This window comes from Mesorhizobium sp. LjRoot246, assembly GCF_964254115.1.
Taxonomy (GTDB): domain Bacteria; phylum Pseudomonadota; class Alphaproteobacteria; order Rhizobiales; family Rhizobiaceae; genus Mesorhizobium.
In genome coordinates this window covers 6,202,319-6,221,518 of record NZ_CAXUSN020000001.1, presented here as the reverse complement: position 1 = coordinate 6,221,518, position 19,200 = coordinate 6,202,319, and the positions used below count along the sequence as shown (strand labels likewise).

14 protein-coding genes, 1 tRNA gene and 1 pseudogene are annotated in these 19,200 nt (G+C 63.3%); 7 read left to right on the top strand and 9 right to left on the bottom strand.

Annotated elements, in window-relative coordinates; all coding sequences use genetic code 11:
• Window positions 1-6: 6 nt before the first annotated feature.
• The 3 genes from ACSQ3L_RS30140 to ACSQ3L_RS30130 form a co-directional block, all read right to left on the bottom strand.
• Window positions 7-441 (bottom strand): DUF2948 family protein, encoded by a 435-nt coding sequence (locus ACSQ3L_RS30140; protein WP_436163240.1) that lies wholly within the window; start codon window positions 439-441, stop codon window positions 7-9.
• Window positions 442-657: 216 nt separating this feature from the next.
• Window positions 658-1,950 (bottom strand): UDP-N-acetylglucosamine 1-carboxyvinyltransferase, encoded by a 1,293-nt coding sequence (murA, locus tag ACSQ3L_RS30135; protein ID WP_436163239.1) that lies wholly within the window; start codon window positions 1,948-1,950, stop codon window positions 658-660.
• A 129-nt stretch (window positions 1,951-2,079) separates the two neighbouring features.
• Window positions 2,080-2,274, bottom strand: a complete 195-nt coding sequence (locus ACSQ3L_RS30130; RefSeq protein WP_436163238.1) for a hypothetical protein — start codon at window positions 2,272-2,274, stop codon at window positions 2,080-2,082.
• Window positions 2,275-2,438: 164 nt separating this feature from the next.
• On the opposite strand from ACSQ3L_RS30130, the gene ACSQ3L_RS30125 reads away from it, so the two are divergent.
• From ACSQ3L_RS30125 to ACSQ3L_RS30115, 3 genes are all read left to right on the top strand, one after another.
• Window positions 2,439-2,513, top strand: a tRNA-Thr gene (locus ACSQ3L_RS30125).
• Window positions 2,514-2,750: 237 nt separating this feature from the next.
• Window positions 2,751-3,653: a MurR/RpiR family transcriptional regulator gene (locus ACSQ3L_RS30120; protein ID WP_436163237.1), complete on the top strand. Its 903-nt coding sequence runs from the start codon at window positions 2,751-2,753 to the stop codon at window positions 3,651-3,653.
• A 42-nt stretch (window positions 3,654-3,695) separates the two neighbouring features.
• A complete protein-coding gene (locus tag ACSQ3L_RS30115) occupies window positions 3,696-5,012 on the top strand; it encodes a M20 family metallopeptidase (RefSeq protein ID WP_436163236.1) in 1,317 nt (438 codons plus the stop codon).
• A gap of 160 nt (window positions 5,013-5,172) precedes the next feature.
• On the opposite strand, the gene ACSQ3L_RS30110 is transcribed toward ACSQ3L_RS30115, so the two are convergent.
• From ACSQ3L_RS30110 to ACSQ3L_RS30085, 6 genes are all read right to left on the bottom strand, one after another.
• Window positions 5,173-6,363 carry an integrase core domain-containing protein gene (locus ACSQ3L_RS30110; RefSeq protein WP_436163235.1) on the bottom strand — a complete coding sequence of 397 codons (1,191 nt, stop codon included), beginning with the start codon at window positions 6,361-6,363 and terminating at the stop codon, window positions 5,173-5,175.
• 319 nt (window positions 6,364-6,682) lie between these two features.
• Window positions 6,683-7,717: a branched-chain amino acid ABC transporter permease gene (locus tag ACSQ3L_RS30105; protein ID WP_436163234.1), complete on the bottom strand. Its 1,035-nt coding sequence runs from the start codon at window positions 7,715-7,717 to the stop codon at window positions 6,683-6,685.
• A complete protein-coding gene (locus tag ACSQ3L_RS30100) occupies window positions 7,714-8,589 on the bottom strand; it encodes a branched-chain amino acid ABC transporter permease (protein ID WP_436163233.1) in 876 nt (291 codons plus the stop codon). The genes ACSQ3L_RS30105 and ACSQ3L_RS30100 overlap by 4 nt, the downstream gene beginning before the upstream one ends.
• 9 nt (window positions 8,590-8,598) lie before the next feature.
• Window positions 8,599-9,312 (bottom strand): ABC transporter ATP-binding protein, encoded by a 714-nt coding sequence (locus ACSQ3L_RS30095; RefSeq protein ID WP_436163232.1) that lies wholly within the window; start codon window positions 9,310-9,312, stop codon window positions 8,599-8,601.
• Complete coding sequence (locus tag ACSQ3L_RS30090; RefSeq protein ID WP_436163231.1) at window positions 9,309-10,046, bottom strand: ABC transporter ATP-binding protein; 738 nt, start codon at window positions 10,044-10,046, stop codon at window positions 9,309-9,311. The genes ACSQ3L_RS30095 and ACSQ3L_RS30090 overlap by 4 nt, the downstream gene beginning before the upstream one ends.
• 3 nt (window positions 10,047-10,049) lie before the next feature.
• Window positions 10,050-11,306, bottom strand: coding sequence for an ABC transporter substrate-binding protein (locus ACSQ3L_RS30085; protein WP_436163230.1), 1,257 nt, complete (start codon window positions 11,304-11,306; stop codon window positions 10,050-10,052).
• 186 nt (window positions 11,307-11,492) lie between these two features.
• Between ACSQ3L_RS30085 and ACSQ3L_RS30080 the strand changes: the two genes are divergently transcribed.
• The 4 genes and pseudogenes from ACSQ3L_RS30080 (at window position 11,493) to ACSQ3L_RS30065 (ending at window position 19,148) form a co-directional block, all read left to right on the top strand.
• Window positions 11,493-12,311, top strand: a complete 819-nt coding sequence (locus tag ACSQ3L_RS30080) for an alpha/beta fold hydrolase (RefSeq protein WP_436163229.1) — start codon at window positions 11,493-11,495, stop codon at window positions 12,309-12,311.
• 131 nt (window positions 12,312-12,442) lie between these two features.
• A complete protein-coding gene (gene metH, locus ACSQ3L_RS30075) occupies window positions 12,443-16,252 on the top strand; it encodes a methionine synthase (RefSeq protein WP_436163228.1) in 3,810 nt (1,269 codons plus the stop codon).
• A 103-nt stretch (window positions 16,253-16,355) separates the two neighbouring features.
• On the top strand, window positions 16,356-17,750 hold the full coding sequence (locus ACSQ3L_RS30070) for a multicopper oxidase family protein (protein ID WP_436163227.1): 1,395 nt from the start codon (window positions 16,356-16,358) through the stop codon (window positions 17,748-17,750).
• A gap of 85 nt (window positions 17,751-17,835) precedes the next feature.
• A pseudogene (locus ACSQ3L_RS30065) lies at window positions 17,836-19,148 on the top strand (NAD(P)H-dependent oxidoreductase).
• Window positions 19,149-19,200: the final 52 nt, after the last annotated feature.

Below are 19,200 nucleotides of genomic sequence, written 5' to 3'. Positions count from 1 at the left end.
GGACGCTCAGGCCTTGTGAATGGGGCGCGAGGTGGCTTCCCACGCCCCGCCGATATCGGCGAGGCGGGCCTCGATGCACTCGACGTCGAGCATGATCGTCCCGCCGCCGGCAAAGATCAGCTCGACGATGCCGGCCGGCTTGCTGATCTCGATGAAGCTGATCGCCAGGAGGGACAGGATCTCGGCCGGCTTGTCACGGTCGATGCCGCTGGTCTTGGCGCCGAGCACGCGGTCGAAATGCAGCACCGCCTGGCGCCGCTCATTGTGCTGGCGAAACAGGCCGGATTTGGCCTCCCAGACGAAACGGTTCATGGTCAGCAAGAAACGCTTGGCCGCGGGCAGGAATTCGAGGTCGCTGACCTTCAGCACGGCGTCCTGGACATGGGCCGAAACAATGCTCAGATCCTGATCGTCGAGCGCGATAAGCTTTAGGCCGGTCATGCGGATTTCGCACCTGAAGGTTGATTGTTCAGCCTTCTGTTAGGCGGTCTTTCCGGCCGGTGCAACCGCGACTGGCATAGGCGCCATCAATGAAGCTGCCGATCGGGGGAGATGCCCGGCAGGGCAGAGGGGGGTGCTGTCCCTCCGGCTTGCCGTCAACCGGCGCTAAATTGCAGGCAGTTCAGGGCTGGGAGGCAAGGGCTCCGAAGCGATTGCCTACGCCGAAATTCGCTCGATCACCGCGCCGCAGTTGGACAGCTTTTCTTCCAGCCGTTCGAAGCCGCGGTCGAGATGGTAGACGCGGTTGACCGTGGTTTCGCCTTCCGCAGCCAGGCCGGCAATGACCAGCGACACCGAGGCGCGAAGATCGGTCGCCATGACCGGGGCGCCCTTCAGCTTCGGCACGCCGTCGACGATCGCCGTCTGGCCCGAAAGCGTGATGTGGGCGCCGAGCCGCGCCAGCTCCTGCACATGCATGAAGCGGTTTTCGAAAATCGTCTCGGTGATGCGCGACTTGCCCTTGGCCATGGTCATCAGACCCATGAACTGTGCCTGCAAATCGGTCGGGAAGGCCGGGAAGGGTGCTGTCGTCACGTCGACCGGCGAAATGCCGGCGCCGTTGCGCTTCACACGAATGCCCGAATTTGTCGGCGTGATTTCGGCTCCGGTCTGGGCGATCACGTCGAGCGCGGTCTGCAGCAGCTCCGGCCGCGCGCCCTCAAGCACGACGTCGCCGCCGGTCATGGCGACGGCCATGGCATAGGTGCCGGTCTCGATGCGGTCGGGGATGACGCGCACGCGGGCGCCCGACAGCGATTCGACGCCGTCGATGGTGATGGTTGGCGTTCCGGCGCCGGAAATCTTCGCGCCCATGGCGTTGAGGCACTCCGCGAGGTTGACGATCTCGGGCTCGCAGGCCGCGTTTTCCAACACCGTCTCGCCCTTGGCCAGGGCCGCGGCCATCATCAGCACATGGGTGGCGCCGACCGAGACTTTCGGGAAGATATAGCGGTTGCCAACAAGGCGGCCGTTCCGGGTCTTGGCGATGACATAGCCGGTGTCGACGTCGATATCGGCGCCCAGCGCCTGCAGGCCTTCGAGGAACAGATCGACCGGGCGCGTGCCGATGGCGCAACCGCCCGGCAGCGACACTTTCGCTTCGCCCATGCGGGCCAGCAGCGGGCCGATCACCCAGAACGAGGCGCGCATCTTCGACACCAGCTCGTACGGCGCCGTCGTGTCGACGATGTTTCGGGCGGAGAAATTGATGGTGCGCGAATAGCCCTCATTCTGCTTCTCGCGACGGCCATTGACCGAATAATCGACGCCGTGATTGCCCAGGATGCGGATCAGCTGCTCGACATCGGCCAGATGCGGCACGTTTTCCAGCGTCAGCGTGTCGTCGGTCAAAAGCGAGGCGATCATCAGGGGCAGCGCCGCGTTTTTCGCACCCGAGATCGGAATGCTTCCGGAGAGCTTGTTGCCCCCGACAATTCTGATGCGATCCATGGAAGAACGTCCCTCTCGGCCGAAAAAGGCCGGTTCAATCGTTTGAGTAGCGGCCCGTCTAGACCATTGGCCGGCTTGGTTCAAGAAATAGGATTTCGCCCAGCCCGGGCCAAGAGTGGCCGATTTGAGTTAATCTTTTTGTATTTCCTTCGATGCAGCGAGCCCGTCCGGCCGCTGATCGGCTTCTCCGGTGCGGCGCGAGCGCGACTGCGCCTTGCGCTTCTGCAGATTGGCACGCAATTGCTCGGCCAGCCGATCTTGGCGGTTGGCGCCGCCCTTTTTCGCTGGACCATCCTCTTTCAGTGGAATTGTCTTGTCGTTCATCGTCCCGTCCCGGCCGGCGACCAGCCAGCCCGCCGGCGATCAGGGATAGCCAACATTGTGGCGCCGCCATGTCATTAAAAGCCATCCGGCAAAGCCTTTCACAGAAGCGTTGCACTTGGCCTTGCGCTTGCCGGTTCGATATGGCAGAAGCCCCGCCATCAGCGGCTGCGGTAGCTCAGTGGTAGAGCACTCCCTTGGTAAGGGAGAGGTCGAGAGTTCAATCCTCTCTCGCAGCACCAGTCAATCTCTTGAATCCTCGATCCCTTCCAGCATCGCCTGGGCGACACGATCTGCGGCATGAGCCACCGATCGGGCCGGAATCGACCGTCACATCGGCGCCGGCAATCGCCGAGGTGATAGACAACACCAGATGCGAGTTGCTTCCGCGACCTCATTCCTGTAAAATTTTTTCCAGATTTGACACCATTTCACAAAATTGTAAGATAATCATCTTCCGTTAGCGATAGGTGATGACCATGTCCATCCGTGAAGAACTGGCCAACACCACCGTGGCGTTCACCTCCGCGGAAGAAAAGATCGTTCAGGTCCTGCTGGCCGATTATCCCATGTCGGGGCTGGGTACGGCGACCCGGCTGGCGCGGCGCGCCGGTGTCAGCGACCCGAGCGTGACGCGCCTGATGACCAAGCTTGGCTATGGCGGCTTTGCCGACTTCCAGGCACGACTGCTCACCGAAGTCGAATCCAGGCTGCATTCGCCGCTTTTGATGATGGAGGCCAAGCGTCCGGGCGGCTCCAGCGAAGGCACGGCACTGGCCTACTTCCATTCGGTTTCCGACAGCCTGGAGCGCACCCGCACCGCGGTGCCGGTGCAGGCCTATACGCGCGCCGTCAACATGTTGCTCGTGAGCAAGGGCCAGGTCGTGCTACTGGGCGGCCGGTTCAGCCGGCATATCGCATCCATGCTTGCCGGCTACCTCCTGCAGTTCCGCTCCGGCGTGCGCGACATCGGTTCGTTGAGCCCCGCCGATTTCGATCTGTTGATCGACCTTGGCAAACGCGACTTGCTCGTAGTCTTCGACTACAGACGCTACCAGTCGGATGTGGTGAGATTTGCGCAGCAGGCAAAGGAACGCGGCGTCTCCGTCCTGCTGTTCACCGATGTGTGGCTGTCGCCTATATCGGATATCGCCGACCTGACCATGGTCGCCGCGATCGACGCCAATTCGCCGTTCGACACGCTGGCGACCGCCGTCGCCCAGATGGAGACCGTCTTTGCCCATGCGCTGGAGGGCCATGGCGCCGGGGTACGCAAGCGCATCGAGGACATCGAGAGGATCCGCAGCGCCAATGCGGTCACGCTCGATGCAGCCCTGTCGCCTGCGACGGACGACGCCAAACCAAAACCCACCAGGAAATAGCATCGATGCGCCCGGCGCCGCGATGCAAGGAAGGAATCGCCAATGCCTGACAACCAAGCCGTCATCGATGCCGTGCAGGCTGAGATCGAGACCGATCGCGACTGGTTGATCGGGCTGACCCGCGACATGGTTCGCATTCCTTCGGTCAATCCCAAATTCGAGCCCAATCCGGCGATCAACCGCGAGGCGGATGTCCAGGCGCTGCTCGAACCGATCCTCAAGCAAGACGGTTTCAAGACCGAGCAATGGGATGCCTTGCCCGGCCGGCCCAATCTGGTCGGCGAATGGGCGGGAGACGAAGACCACAGCCTGATCCTGTGTGGGCATATCGACGTCGTGCCGGTCGGCGCGATGAAGGACTGGTCCGTCGATCCGTTCGGCGGCGAAATCACCAATGGCCGGCTTTATGGCCGTGGTGCCGTCGACATGAAGGGTGGTGTCGCCGCCTGCGTCGCCGCCGCGCGCGCGATCCGCAAGGCGGGCATCACGCTGCAGGGCCGGCTGGCCATCCATTCCGTCGTCGACGAGGAAGCCGGTGGCTTCGGCGCCATGGACGCGGTCAAGAAGGGCAAGCTCGCCAAGGCGGTGCTGGTCGCCGAACCGACCTGGGGCGATGTCCTGCCGGTCGAAGGCGGGCTCGAATGGGCGCGGGTGACGATCCGTGGCCGCAACGCCCATTCGGCGCTGCGCTACAACGAGATTTATCCGCAGCGCCACGACAAGGACCGGCTGGAGCCGGGCGTCAACGCCATCGAGATCGCCGCCCGCTTCATCGCAGCCGTGCGCCAGTATGAGCTGGACCGGACGCGGGCGAAATCCCATCCGCTGCTGCCGATCGGCATGAACACCATCAACATCGGCGTCATGCATGGCGGCACCGGCCTTGGCGAGCACGGCCTGCCGACCGTGATGACCAACCCGGCCATCATTCCCGATGTCGCGGTGCTCGACCTCGACATGAAATTCCTGCCGGACGAGAATTCGGCCGACTATCGCCGCGACTTCGAGACTTTCGTCCACCATTTCGCGCAGACCGATGCATGGCTGCGCGACAATCCGCCGGCGATCCAGTGGGAACTCGGCGGCCTCTACTTCCCGCCGATGAACACGCCGGTCGATCATCCGCTGGTGACCTCGCTGATGAAGCGCAAGGCCATGGTCGGCAGGGCGCCGCAGGCGCGTGGCTTCGTCGCCGTGTGCGATGCCGCGCACTATGCGGGCGCCGGCGTCGACGGTGTCATCTTCGGCCCGTCGGGCGACGGTTTTCATGGTTCCGACGAATATGTCGAGGTCGAGTCGGTGGTCGAGACCGCCAAGGTCATTGCCGCTTCGGTCATCGACTGGTGCGGCGTGCGTTGAACGGCGGCGCCTTCAGGGCAATCGCTTCACGTTTGCGCTGCCCAATCAGGCGGAAGCATTGCTTTGATGGAAGGTCGACCCCCACTCCGTCGAGCTTCGCTTGTCCAGCCGATAGATGGGTAACAGTTTGAACCGGATACATAGGTAACAGTTTTCCCCCTTATAATGGGTTCGCCGCAGCGCCAAGCGGTTGGATTGGCGCGGCGCTGCGGCGAACCAGTTTCATGTGCTTGTGGTCGATGAAGCCGAGCGGATGGGCATAGAAGCGCACCGCCCATTCGCCGTTCTCAGTCTCTTCGATGGCAATCGGCTCGCCTGCCAGCGTGGCCGAGACGTAGATTTCTGCGCCCTGCCATTTGACGGCGCCGTTCTGGCGCACGCTGCGCACCGCCGCCTCGTCCGGATAGTCCGGCTCGGGGATCGTCTTGGGCATGGGACGGGTCGAGGGACGGTAATGCTGCGCCGGGGTGCCCATGCCAAGTGCCTCGTGCGGGCGCTCCTCATTGTAGCTGCGCCGGAAGGCCTCGAAGGCCTTGGCTTGAGCCGCCCTGTCGGCCTCCGGTGCCTTGGCCATCGGCAGCATGGTCAGGTGGAAGCGCTCATGGCGCCCGTTCTGCTGCGGCTTGCCCGGCTGGATGCGCTCAAGAGCGATGCCAAGCTTGATGAAGCGCGCCGCAAGCGGTGTCAGCCCAGTGACGCCGGGCGATGCAAAGGGCGGGCCATTGTCGCTTCGGAACCGATCCGGCAGGCCATGTTCCTCAAACAACCGCTCAAACACCGGCCAGGCTTCGGCATCCGCCGTCGAGCCCGTCGCTTCGAGCGCCAGGAGGTAGCGGCACGCCCCATCCATCACCGTCAGCGGCTCGCAGCGCCAGCCGTCGCCGGTCCGGAACCAGCCCTTGTGATCGCCCGTCCACAGCGCATTCGGCCCCTCGGGCTCCGGCCATGGACCGTTGCCCGCCGCCCTCCAGCGCGCGCGCCGACGCCCGACAAGGCCATGCCGCTTCAGGATCTCGCCAGCCGTCGAGACCGCCGGCCAGCCGCAGCAGGGCTCCGCACGCTTCAGCCGGGCCATGATCTTCTTCGGCCCCCACAGCGGATGCGCTTCCTTCTCCGCCACGATCCGCTCCACCAGCTCCGCTGCCGTTGCCCGGCCGTGCTCGAGCGACGCCCGCGGCTGGTCGTGCAGGCCTTCCGGCCCGAACTCCCGGTAGCGTCCAAGCCATTTGTATCCGGTCTTGCGCGAGATCTCGAAGGCAGCACACAGCTGCGTCATCGTCTCCTCGCCAGAAAGGCATTCCACAACAAACCGAAGCCGCTCATCCATGATGTCAGTCTCTCGCCAAACCATCGCCGGTCCTCCCGGCGAAGGAGAAAACTGTCACCCATCTAATCAGTCCATTCTGTTACCTATCTATCCGGTTCGGACAGCTCGACACCTCTCCCCCGATCGACGGGGGAGAGGAAAGGCGCGAGTTCACCAGCCTTGGCGCCCTTCCTCTCCCTCCGGAGGGGGGAGAGGTGGCGCTCCGAAGCAGCGACGGAGTGGGGGAAGCCATTCGCCAAACGCCCAATAGCCGACAGGCACAACCCTTTGGAGGGGGAAATGCCTGACAGGTCAATGCCGCGCCGACTTCGGCAGATTGATCCTGCTCCCCTCTCCGAGCCGATCAGCCCGGGCGTTTGAGCCGCCCGGCGATGGCACCCCACGCCGCCTTGATCATGCCGACGAGTCCGCTCGGGTAGGCCAGCATCACGCCGATGATCAGCACCGCCGTGATCATCGGCCGCCACGCGCCGAAATCGGCCATCCATTCGGCGAAGATCGTCAGCACGAAAGAGGCGATGATGGCGCCGTAGATGGTGCTGGTGCCGCCAAGCAGCACCATCGACAGGATGATGGTCGCCAGGCTCATGCCGAAGACATCGATCGAGGCGTTGCGCTGGTAGGCGGCGTAGAATGCGCCGGCGATGCCGGTGAAGAAGGCGCTCGCGGCAAGCGTCAGCATGCGCTGGCGCACGATCGAGACGCCGCGGCTGATAGCGTATTCCTCATTGTCGCGCAAAGCGACGATACTGGCGCCGGCGCGTGAGCGCACGAACACGCGCAGGAACAGGGTGCTCGCCACCAGCAATGCCAGCGCGATGTAGAAATAGGCTGATTTGCCGTCGCGGACCATGTTGTGGTCGAACACATAAAGTCCGGGAATGCGCACCAGCCCCTGCGTGCCACCGGTGATGGCGGACTGGCTGATGATCACCTGCATCACCAGTTGCGCAAAGCCGAAGGTGACCAGGATGATATAGATGCCCTTCAGCCGCAGGATCGGGATGGTCACCAGGATCGCCGCCAGCGTGGCGATGACACCGCTGGCGAACAGCGCGACCCACGGGTCGAATTCGGCCAGCTTGGTCAGCAGGCTGTAGGCATAGACGCCGATGCCGAACAGCGCCAGATGGCCGAAATTGAAGACGCCGCCATAACCGAGGCTGAGGTCCCAGTTCGAGGCGACGATCGCATAGATGAAGGCCATGATCAGGATGTGGCGGGCATAGGTGTCGCCGAAAATCAGCGGCATCAGTGCCAGCAGCGCGAAGCCGAGCAGGAAGCCGATGGCCTCGTGCTTCCACGGCGTGCGACCGGGAGCGACCGAGGTCGCCGCCTCTGCGTGGCTCAGGGTGATCGGCGATGTCGTGTCGGTCATGCAAGGCCTCGGGAGCGGCTGGCGAAAATGCCCTCGGGGCGCACCATCAGGGTCAGGATCAGCACGCCGAACAGCAGCGCCGGCGTCCAGTAGAGGCCGAAATAATAGCTGCAGGCGGCCTCGAAGAAGCCGATCAGATAGGCGGCGAAGATCGGACCCGATATGCTCGATATGCCGCCGAAAACGACAACGATCAGCGCCTTGAGCAGGGGATCGCTGCCCATCACCGGTGACATGAAGCGGTAACCGCCCATGAAGATGCCGGCGAGCCCAGCCAGCGACGCGGCGATGGCGAAGGCCAGCCCGTAGAGCGCGGTGACGTTCAGCCCGACCAGATGGCTTGCATCTTCGTTCTGCGCCACGGCGCGCAGCGCCAGCCCCAGTCGCGTGCGATTGAGGAACATCCAAAGTGCTGCCAGGATCAGCGGCGTCATGACGATGATGGCGATCTGATGCAGTGAGACGCCGACGCCGCCGATGGTGGCGTTACCGGCGATGAGCGCGGGGATTTGCTTCGAGCGCGGCCCCCAGATGGTCAAAGCGCCGTTCTCGATCAGCGATCCGGCCGCCAGCGTAGTGATGACGACGACCAGCACGATGTTGGGCCGGCCAATCAGCGGCCGCACGACGCTTGCCTGCAGGATCCAGCCGACGCCGGCCATGACGACGACGGCGATCGGAAAGGCGACCGCCGCCGGCAGGCCGAGCTCGACCAGCTGCCAGGCGATGTAGGCGCCCAGCATCATGAACACGCCATGGCTGAAATTGAACACGCCGATCGTCGTCCAGACGAGAGCCAGCCCGACCGCCATCATAGCGTAGAGCGAGCCCTGGAACAGGCCGCCGAACAGGATTTCCGCCAATGCGCTCATTCCAGGTTCCTAATGGCCAAAATACATCGACATGATCTCGCCATGGTCGAGGCTTTCGCCCGGCTTGATCTCGGTCGCCACCGCGCCATGGTTGACGAGGTAGAGTTGCTGCGTCAGCTCCAGCAGGAATTCGATGTCCTGCTCGACGACGATGAGAGGGACGCCGCCGCGCGAAATGTCCATGACGGAGGCGCAGAGCTCGTCCTTGATCTTGGGCGCCAGCCCCAGCGTCGGCTCGTCGAGGATCAGTAGGCGCGGATGGCTCATCAGCGCCGTGCCGATCGACACCATCTGGCGCTCGCCGCCCGACAGCGTGCGCACGCGCTGGCGCCAGCGTTCCGCCAGTTTCGGGAACAGCTTGATCACCTTTTCGCGGTTCTCCGCCTCATGCGGCCTGGCGCGTGGCGAATAGGCTCCGAGCGCCATGCAGTCGGCGATCGAGAGATCGGGGAACAGCCGGTTGCCTTGCGGCACATGGATCAGGCCGGCGCCGACGATGGCACGCGCGCTGTGGCCGACAATGTCCTGTCCGTCGAACCGGATGCGGCCGCTCTTCGGCTGCAGCAGCCCGGAGATCGCCCGCAGCAGCGTCGTCTTGCCATGGCCGTTGGGGCCGAACAGGCCGACATTGCCGAAGCGGCCTGCCTCCAGCGAGATATCGTGCAGCACGGTGACGCGGCCATAGCCGGCGGTGACGTTTTCGACGGTGAGAATGGGGTTCACGCCGCCGACCTCCTGGTGCCGAGATAGGCTTCGATGACGCGCGGATCGGCGATCACGCCGGCCGGATCGCCTGCGGCCAGGATGCGGCCATTGTTGAGCACCAGCAGGTGCCGAGAAAGGCTCATCAGGAAGGTCAGCACATGCTCGATCAACAGGATGGTGATGCCGCGTTCGGCGGTGCGGCGGATCAGGCCGATCGATGTCTCGATCTCAGGCTTGGTCAGGCTCGACGCCGGCTCGTCGAGCAAGAGCATGCGCGGCTGCATGGCGATCGCGGTGGCAAGCATCAGGCATTTGCGCTCGAACACGGACAATTCGCCGGCAAGCCGGCCGAACGACTGGGATCCCAGACCGACGAACTCCAGTGCCTCGGCGGCGGCATTGCGGGCCGTGGCCGCTGTCTTTTCCTGCTTGCCGTAGCTGGCGCCGATCAGCGCGTTCTCGAATACGGTCAGCCCGTCGAAGCTGGTCTCGCGCTGAAAGGTCCGGGCAAGGCCGAGACGCGCGATGGCATGTCCCGATTTGCCATTTATGGCCGTCCCGTCAAAGCGGATCTGGCCCCGGTCGGGACCGAACGGAATGCCGGTGATGATGTTGAACAGCGTGCTCTTGCCGCTGCCGTTCGGGCCGGCGATGCCAAAGATCTCGCCGGCCTCGACCTTGAACGACACGCCGTCGACGGCCTTCAGCGAACCGAAGGCCTTCGACACGTCGCCCAGTTCAAGCAGGGCCATTCCTCACTTCATCCAGGGCTGGAGCTGGAATGCGCCGGTGGCGTATTTCTCCGGAGAAATCAGCGTGCGTTTGCCGTCCCAGATCTGGAAGAAGGTGATCGGGATATAGTCGTCGCCCTGTGTCGCAAGGTGAGTGGCCGGATCGAACTTCAGCCGCCCTTCCGCCACCTGTTTGTCGGTCTCCGACAGCGCCTTCATGATCGCCGCATGGTCGGATGCGCCGCCGACCTTCTTGACCGCGTCGAAATAGACATTGGTCATCTCATAGAGGCCGACGCCATAGGTGCCGCTCTCAACGCCGTATTTCGCCTTGAACTTGGCTGCCACCTCGTCGGCACGCGGGTTCTTAGGCGTCGTCAGCGCGCCGCCGAGCAGATTGTAGATGACACCATCCGACTTCTTGCCGGTCAGTTCGACGAACTCCGGAACGCTCGGCGCGTATTGCAGGAAGACGAGGCTCTTGGTCGGCTGTTCGAGGAACTGGTTGAGGAAGGACGCCGAATTGCCCGGCAGATAGTCGGTGTTGATGACGACATCGGGAACGTTCTCGCGCACCTTGGCGAGGATCGAACGCCAGTCGGTCACTTCGCCGAAGGGCACGATCTCGTCGACGGTGATGGTCCAGCCCTTCTCCTTGAAGGTCTTCTTCATGCCTTCCGAAATGGTCTTCGAATAGGCGTTGTCGGACGAGATGATGGCGACCTTCTTGGTCGGCAGGGTGATCTTGCCGTCGGCCGCGAGCTTTTCGACGAACAGGGTGACGTCGGTGTTGTAGGCGTCGAAGGAGGGCGTCAGCGACCAGCAGCACATATATTTGTCGGGGCTCGGCGCGATGATGTCCCTGGTCTGCTGCGAGGTGGCCGCGAGCATGTAGGGCATGTCGGCTTCCGCCATGTTGTCGATCTCGAAATTGGTCAGGCTGGCATAGCCGGTCAGCATGAAATGCACGCCCGGATCGCCAAGCAGGCGCTCGACCGCGCTGGTGACGTTGCCGGCGGATTGATCCTTGACGTCGCCGACCACCAGTTCGAACGTGTCTCCGGCAACGCCGCCGGCCGCGTTCGCCTCGTCGATGGCCATCTGCACACCGCGCTGGAACTCCTGGCCGTCCGCCGCGGCCGGGCCGGTCAGCGGCGCAAGCAGGCCGATCTTGACGACATCGGCGAAGGCGGGGGCGCCTGATGCGGCAAAAATGCCGATCAGCGTCGTGCTCATCAGAATATGGCGGACTCGACTTGCGGCGGATTTGGGTTTCATCATGCTGTTCCCTGTTTTCCTCCCGTTCATCGGGAGTTGGATAATTGACAATCTACGCATAATTGTTCTTATTTGAAAAGGATTTTTCAGCGCGACCCGACCGGGAAATGTTTTACGGCGGGACAAGGAAACAGTGGCGCTTTGTTGCGCAACTGCTTCAAAACAGGGCAATTCCAGACGGAGCGGACAATGACGATCTCGCAGAAGACCCTTGAAACAAGCCACGGCAAGATCGCGGTGCGCCAGACCGGCGGCCAGGGAACCGCTGTCCTGCTGATCCACGGCAATTCGTCTTCCAGTGCCGTTTTCCGCAACCAGTTGGACGGCCCGCTGGGCGAGCGCTATCACCTGATCGCTCCCGATCTGCCCGGCCACGGCGCTTCCGGCGATGCGATCGATCCCGAGCGTTCCTACAGCATGGAAGGCTATGCCGATGCCATGACCGAAGTGCTCGGGCTGCTCGGTGTCGACAAGGCCATCGTCTTCGGCTGGTCGCTCGGCGGCCATATCGGACTGGAGATGATCGACCGCTTTCCCGGCCTGCTCGGGCTGATGATCACCGGCACGCCGCCGGTCTCACCCGAGGAGGTCGGCAACGGCTTCAAGCCGAGCCCGCATATGCACCTTGCCGGACAGGAAACCTTCACTGCCGCCGACGTCGAGGCCTATGCGCGCAGCACCTGCGGCGAGCCGTTCGAGCCGTTTCTCCTCGACACAGTGGCGCGCACCGACGGGCGCGCACGGCGCTTGATGTTCGAGAAGTTCGCGGCCGGCACCGGCCGGAACCAGCGCGAGATCGTCGCCGGCAAGACACCGCCGATCGCCGTTCTGAACGGCATCGACGAGCCATTCGTCAACACCGATTTCGTCTCGGCGGTGAAATTCTCCAATCTGTGGGAAGGTAAGGCCCACCTGCTCGACAAATCCGGCCACGCGCCGTTCTGGGATTCGCCGGACCGCTTCAATCCAGTCTTCGCCCGCTTCCTGGCAAGCGTCGACAAAGCGTAGGTTCGCAGGAAAACCGCGCCACCGACCCCGCCTTCGTGGGGGGTGGGGTGACAATGGCGAGCATCTGCCGTATATTGACATAAAGATATCCTTATGTGACACGGATTGGCTTGTCGCCAAAGGGATAAAAAATGTCGCAGAATTCTGCATCGCTGGACGCTTTGTTCGGCCCCGTCGCGGCGAGACCCGACGGGTCGGAGGTGCTTGCGGCGCTCACAGCGGCGGCGCGCGAACGCATCCTCATCCTTGACGGTGCCATGGGCACGCAGATCCAAGGGCTCGGCTTCGACGAGGACCAATTTCGCGGCGAGGCCTTCGCCGGCTGCGCCTGCCACCAGCAAGGCAACAACGATCTTCTGATCCTGACGCAGCCCAAGGCGATCGAAGAGATCCACTATCAGTACGCCATGGCAGGCGCCGACATCCTCGAGACCAACACTTTCTCCTCGACCTCGATCGCCCAGGCCGACTACGGCATGGAGGATGCCGTCTACGCGCTGAACCGCGATGGCGCGCGGCTGGTACGGCGCGCAGCGGTCAGGGCCGAGCAGCAGGACGGCAAACGCCGTTTCGTCGCCGGCGCGCTGGGGCCGACCAACCGCACCGCCTCGATGTCGCCGGATGTCAACAATCCCGGCTATCGCGCGGTAACCTTCGACGATCTTCGCCTTGCCTACGGCGAGCAGCTGCGCGGCCTGATCGACGGCGGCGCCGACATCATCCTGATCGAGACCATCTTCGACACGCTGAACGCCAAGGCGGCGATCTTCGCCTGCAATGAGATATTTATCGAGAAAGAGGTGCATCTGCCGGTGATGATCTCCGGCACGATCACCGATCTGTCCGGGCGCACGCTGTCGGGCCAGACGCCGACAGCCTTCTGGCATTCGGTGCGCCATGCCAGCCCGTTCACCATCGGCCTCAATTGCGCGCTCGGCGCCAATGCCATGCGCGAGCACCTTGCCGAAATATCGGGCGTCGCCAACACCTTCACCTGCGCCTATCCGAATGCCGGCCTGCCCAACGAATTCGGCAGGTATGACGAGAGCCCGGACTTCATGGCCGCGCAGATCGAGGATTTTGCGCGCGAAGGGCTGGTCAATGTCGTCGGCGGCTGCTGCGGTTCGACGCCGGATCATATTCGCGCCATCGCCGACGCCGTGAAAAAGTATCCACCGCGCGCCATTCCGGACATCGCGCCGAAGATGCGCCTTTCGGGGTTGGAGCCGTTCACGCTGACCGACGAGATTCCGTTCGTGAATGTCGGCGAGCGGACCAATGTCACGGGATCGGCCAAGTTCCGAAAACTGATCACGGCGGGCGATTATGTCGCCGCGCTCGACGTGGCACGCGACCAGGTCGCCAACGGCGCGCAGATCATCGACATCAATATGGACGAGGGGCTGATCGATTCGAAGAAGGCGATGGTCGAGTACCTCAACCTGATCGCCGCCGAGCCGGACATCGCCCGCGTCCCGGTCATGGTCGACAGTTCGAAATGGGAGATCATCGAGGCAGGGCTCAAATGCGTGCAGGGCAAGCCGCTGGTCAACTCCATCTCGATGAAGGAAGGCGAGGAAGCGTTCCTGCATCATGCCAGGCTGGTGCGGGCCTATGGCGCGGCGGTGGTTGTCATGGCCTTCGACGAAGACGGCCAGGCCGACACCAAAGCGCGCAAGGTCGAGATCTGCACCCGCGCATACAAGCTGCTGACCGAGCAGGCCGGCTTCCCGCCTGAGGACATCGTCTTCGATCCCAATGTCTTCGCCATCGCCACCGGGATCGAGGAGCACGACAATTACGGCGTCGACTTCATCGAGGCCACGGGCGAGATCACCGGCACGCTGCCGCATGTCCATATTTCCGGCGGCGTGTCGAACCTGTCCTTCTCGTTCCGCGGCAACGAGCCGGTGCGCGAGGCCATGCATGCCGTGTTCCTCTACCATGCCATCCAGCGCGGCATGGACATGGGCATCGTCAACGCCGGCCAGCTTGCCGTCTACGACACGATCGAGCCGGAGCTGCGCGAGGCCTGCGAGGATGTCGTCCTCAACCGCGTGCCCAAGGCCGGCGGCACCGCCACCGAACGCATGCTGGAGATCGCCGAACGCTTCAAGGGCACGGCAGGCAAGGAAGCGCAGGAACGCGATCTCGCCTGGCGCGAGCTGCCGGTCGAACAGCGGATCAGCCATGCATTGGTCAACGGCATCACCGAATTCATCGACGCCGACACCGAAGAAGCGCGGCTTGCCGCCGAGCGCCCGCTGCATGTCATCGAAGGCCCGCTGATGGCCGGCATGAATGTCGTCGGCGATCTGTTCGGCGCGGGAAAAATGTTCCTGCCGCAAGTGGTGAAGTCGGCGCGGGTGATGAAACAGGCCGTCGCAGGATTGCTGCCGCATATGGAGGCCGAGAAGCTGGCCAATGCCGCCAACGGCATCGACAATGGCGAGCGTCAGACGGCTGGAAAAATCCTGATGGCGACGGTGAAGGGCGATGTCCACGACATCGGCAAGAACATCGTCGGCGTCGTGCTCGCCTGCAACAATTACGAGATCATCGATCTCGGCGTCATGGTGCCGGCAGCCAAGATCCTGCAGACGGCACGCGAGCAAAATGTCGACATTATCGGCCTGTCCGGCCTGATTACGCCGTCGCTGGACGAGATGGTGCACATGGCCGCCGAGATGGAGCGCGAAGGCTTCGACATTCCGCTGCTGATCGGCGGCGCGACGACCAGCCGCGTGCACACGGCGGTGAAAATTCACCCGCGCTACACCAAGGGCCAGACGGTCTATGTCACCGACGCCAGCCGGGCGGTCGGCGTCGTCTCGTCCTTGCTGTCGAACGAGACCAAGGGCGGCTATGTCGACACGGTGCGCATCGAATACAAGAAGGTCGCCGACGCGCATGCCCGCTCCGAAGCCGACAAGCAGCGGCTGCCGCTCGAGAAGGCGCGTGCCAATGCGCATCGGGTTGACTGGTCTGCCTATGAGCCGCCGAAGCCGTCCTTCACAGGCGTGAAGGTCTTCGACAATTGGGACCTTGCAGAGCTCGCGCGCTACATCGACTGGACGCCGTTCTTCCAGACCTGGGAGCTGAAAGGCCGTTATCCAAAGATCCTCGAAGACGAGGCGCAGGGACCGGCCGCGCGCCAGTTGTTCGAGGATGCGCAGGCGATGCTGAAGAAGATCATTGCCGAAAAATGGTTTGCCCCGCGCGGCGTCATCGGCTTCTGGCCGGCCAATGCCGTTGGCGACGACATCAGGCTGTTCACGGACGAGAAGCGGTCGCAGGAACTGGCGACCTTCTTCACCCTGCGCCAGCAACTGACCAAGCGCGACGGCAAGGCCAATGTCGCGCTGTCGGATTTCGTCGCGCCAGCGGGCAGCGGCAAGCCCGACTATATCGGCGGCTTCATCGTCACCGCCGGCATCGAGGAAGTGGCGATCGCCGAGCGGTTCGAACGCGCGAACGACGACTATTCGTCGATCATGGTCAAGGCGCTGGCCGACCGGTTCGCCGAAGCCTTTGCCGAGCGTATGCACGAGAAGGTGCGCAAGGAATTCTGGGCCTACGCGCCCGAAGAAGTGCTGGCGCCAGACGAACTGATCGGCGAACCTTACCGCGGCATCCGCCCGGCGCCCGGCTATCCGGCACAGCCCGACCACACCGAGAAGAAAACGCTGTTTCGGCTGCTCGACGGCGAAGGCAATGCCGGCGTGAGCCTGACCGAAAGCTATGCGATGTGGCCGGGTTCCTCGGTGTCAGGCATCTATCTCGCACATCCCGAAAGCTATTATTTCGGCGTCGCCAAGGTCGAACGCGACCAGGTCGAGGACTACGCGCGCCGCAAGGCGATGCCGTTGGCCGAGGTCGAGCGCTGGCTCGGCCCCATCCTCAATTATGTGCCGGCACACTATGCCGAGGCGGCTGAATAGCGGCGGCAAGTCTTCAACAGAATTTGCGCAGGTTGCCGGCTTGTGATCCATGGCGTGACGGTTACACCTTCGCGGGCAGCCGTCCTTCCAGTTGGAGCGCCGAATGACGTTACTCACACGCCGCGGACTTTTGAAAACGGCAGCGATTGCCGGCGCGGGCGGGATCGGGCTCTCGGCCATGGACCGGCTTGGCGGCTGGGCTGCTGCCACGCCTGAGCCGGTGGTTTTGCGGACGGCAAGGATCCAGGCAAAGCTGATGGATGTCGGCCAGACCAGGGATGTGCTGACCTATGGCAACGCCGGGATGCCGCCCGTGCTCAGGATGAAAAAGGGCGAGCCCTTCGCTGCCCGCCTTGTCAACGCGATCGACGATCCGACGACGATCCACTGGCACGGCATACGCGTTCCAAACAAGATGGACGGCGTGCCGTTCCTGGTCCAGCCCTATGTCTATACCGGCGATCATTTCGATTACGCCTTTACCCCGCCCGACGCCGGCACCTTCTGGTATCACCCACATTGCAACACGCTGGAGCAGATGGGCCACGGCCTGACGGGCGTGATCGTGGTCGAAAACCCCGGCGATCCGGAATTCGATGCCGAAATCGTCCTCAATCTGCGCGACTGGCGCCTCGGCGACGACGGCCAGTTCATCGACCAGTTCCGGCCGCGCGACGCCGCCAGAACCGGCACTTACGGCACGGTGCGTACCGCCAACTGGCTCGATCAGCCGCAATATGATGCGCCGGCCGGCGGGCTGGCGCGGCTGCGCGTCGCTATCACCGACGTTACACGGATCTACGCTTTTCGCATCGACGGTGCGGAAGCGACTGTCATCGCACTGGACGGCAATCCGGTGCCTGAGCGTTTTTCACCCGATGCCTTGTTGCTTGGACCCGGCCAGCGCATGGAGCTGGCTATCCGCATGCCCGACGAGGAGGGTGCGATCGTCAGCCTGAGGGACGTCAGGGGCACCAAGCCAAAAATCCTGGCAACCCTGCGCGCGACAGGAAAATCCCTCAAACGGGACATTCGTGATGTCGCTCCGCTGGAGGTCAATCCGGTGGCGGAAGTGGATCTCGCCGGCGCCAAGCATATTTCCCTGGCTCTGAGCGCCACGGCGGAAAACGTCCCGAGCGATGGCATCTGCGGTTCGCTAGGCTACAGTTTCTGGGCCATCAACAAGGTGCCGTGGCCCGGCGATACGCCGGATCCGACCGCGCCGCTGGCCGAATTGAAGCTTGGCCAAAGCTACGTCATCGACATGGAGAACCTGACGCCGCAATCCCACCCCATGCATCTGCACGGCATGAGCTTCAAGGTGCTGTCATCCTCGACGCGCCCGGTTCAGCCTGTGATTTCCGACGCATATCTCATCCAGCCCAACGAGAAGGTTCAGCTCGGCTTCGTCGCCGACAATCCCGGCGACTGGCTGCTGCACTGCCACATCATCGAGCATCAGAAATCGGGCATGACGAGCTACGTCAGGGTGGTTTGAAGCGACATCAGACGGTTTCATTGGCAAAAGGGGGCGGTTCCCTGCTATTGCCGCCTCCAAATCACGAAGCTGTGGACATTCCTGCATGACCAATGTTGCCCTGACCGGCCTTGCCCGCGATCTCGCCAGGCGTGCCGCCGAGGGTCGCCCAGTGCGCATCGGCGTCATCGGCTCGGGCGAAATGGGCACCGATCTTGTCACGCAAGGCATGCTGATGCCGGGCATTTCGGTCTGCGCCGTCTCGACGCGCCGCCCGCACACCGCGCGCGATGCGATCCGTATCGCCTATGGCGATGAAGCCATGGCGCTCGAAGCCGACACCGCGTCGAAAGTCACCGGCGCCATCGAGAGCGGCAAGATCGCCATCACCTCCAACGAGATGCTGGTCACCAATCCGTTGATCGACGTCGTCATCGACGCCACCGGCAAGCCGGGGGTCGCCGCCGATTTCGACCTGAAGGCGATGGAGCATGGCAAGCATCTGGTGATGATGAACGTCGAGGCCGATGTCACCATCGGCTGCTATCTCAAGCAGCAAGCCGACCGGCTTGGCGTCGTCTATTCGGTGGGTGCGGGCGACGAGCCGTCGAGTTGCATGGAACTGATCGAGTTTGCGTCGGCGCTCGGGCTGACCATCGTTTCGGCCGGCAAGGGCAAGAACAACCCGCTCAACCACGACGCCATGCCGGCGACTATCGCGCGGAAGCGATTCGCCGCAACATGAACCCGCGTATGCTGGTCGAGTTCGTCGACGGTTCCAAGACGATGGTCGAGATGTGCGCCATCGCCAATGCCACCGGGCTGGTGCCGGATGTGCCCGGCATGCATGGCCCGAAGGCCGACCGCGACGACCTCGCCAAGGTGCTGATCCCGCGCGAGGATGGTGGGCTATTGCTGAAGAAAGGCGTCGTCGACTACACGGTCGGTAAGGGCGTCGCGCCCGGCGTCTTCGTCATCGTCGAGGCGACGCATCCGCGCATCATCGAGCGCATGGACGATCTGCATATCGGCCACGGCCCCTATTACAGCCTGTTCCGGCCCTATCATCTGACCTCGCTTGAGGTGCCGCTGACCGCCGCCCGCATCGTCCTTTTCGGCAAGCCCGACATGGTGCCGCTGCCGCGGCCGGTCGCCGAGGTGTGCGCCGTCGCCAAGCGCGACCTCGCCGCGGGCGAGACCTTCGATGCGATCGGCGAGACCTGCTACCGCTCCTGGACCATGACCGTCGGCGAAGCCCGCGCCCAGCGCGCCGTGCCGGTCGGCCTGCTCGAGGGCGGCAAGGTGCTGAAACCGGTCAGGAAAGGCGAGTTGCTGACCGCCGACAATGCCGCGCCTGACCAGACGACGAGGCTGTTCGCCCTGCGCCGACTGCAGGACGAGATGCTGTACGGAAAATAGCCCGTTATGGCGCTGTCATGACAAATGCACTATATTGTAGTGCAGATGCCGA

Bases quoted from the DNA above. Each gene is read 5' to 3' on its own strand.
- ACSQ3L_RS30110 (WP_436163235.1), bottom strand. From the start codon at position 6,363: ATGGTTTGGCGAGAGACTGACATCATGGATGAGCGGCTTCGGTTTGTT.
- ACSQ3L_RS30070 (WP_436163227.1), top strand. From the start codon at position 16,356: ATGACGTTACTCACACGCCGCGGACTTTTGAAAACGGCAGCGATTGCC.
- ACSQ3L_RS30080 (WP_436163229.1), top strand. From the start codon at position 11,493: ATGACGATCTCGCAGAAGACCCTTGAAACAAGCCACGGCAAGATCGCG.
- ACSQ3L_RS30120 (WP_436163237.1), top strand. From the start codon at position 2,751: ATGTCCATCCGTGAAGAACTGGCCAACACCACCGTGGCGTTCACCTCC.
- ACSQ3L_RS30115 (WP_436163236.1), top strand. From the start codon at position 3,696: ATGCCTGACAACCAAGCCGTCATCGATGCCGTGCAGGCTGAGATCGAG.
- ACSQ3L_RS30100 (WP_436163233.1), bottom strand. From the start codon at position 8,589: ATGAGCGCATTGGCGGAAATCCTGTTCGGCGGCCTGTTCCAGGGCTCG.
- murA (WP_436163239.1), bottom strand. From the start codon at position 1,950: ATGGATCGCATCAGAATTGTCGGGGGCAACAAGCTCTCCGGAAGCATT.
- ACSQ3L_RS30105 (WP_436163234.1), bottom strand. From the start codon at position 7,717: ATGACCGACACGACATCGCCGATCACCCTGAGCCACGCAGAGGCGGCG.
- ACSQ3L_RS30140 (WP_436163240.1), bottom strand. From the start codon at position 441: ATGACCGGCCTAAAGCTTATCGCGCTCGACGATCAGGATCTGAGCATT.
- ACSQ3L_RS30130 (WP_436163238.1), bottom strand. From the start codon at position 2,274: ATGAACGACAAGACAATTCCACTGAAAGAGGATGGTCCAGCGAAAAAG.
- ACSQ3L_RS30090 (WP_436163231.1), bottom strand. From the start codon at position 10,046: ATGGCCCTGCTTGAACTGGGCGACGTGTCGAAGGCCTTCGGTTCGCTG.
- metH (WP_436163228.1), top strand. From the start codon at position 12,443: ATGTCGCAGAATTCTGCATCGCTGGACGCTTTGTTCGGCCCCGTCGCG.
- ACSQ3L_RS30085 (WP_436163230.1), bottom strand. From the start codon at position 11,306: ATGATGAAACCCAAATCCGCCGCAAGTCGAGTCCGCCATATTCTGATG.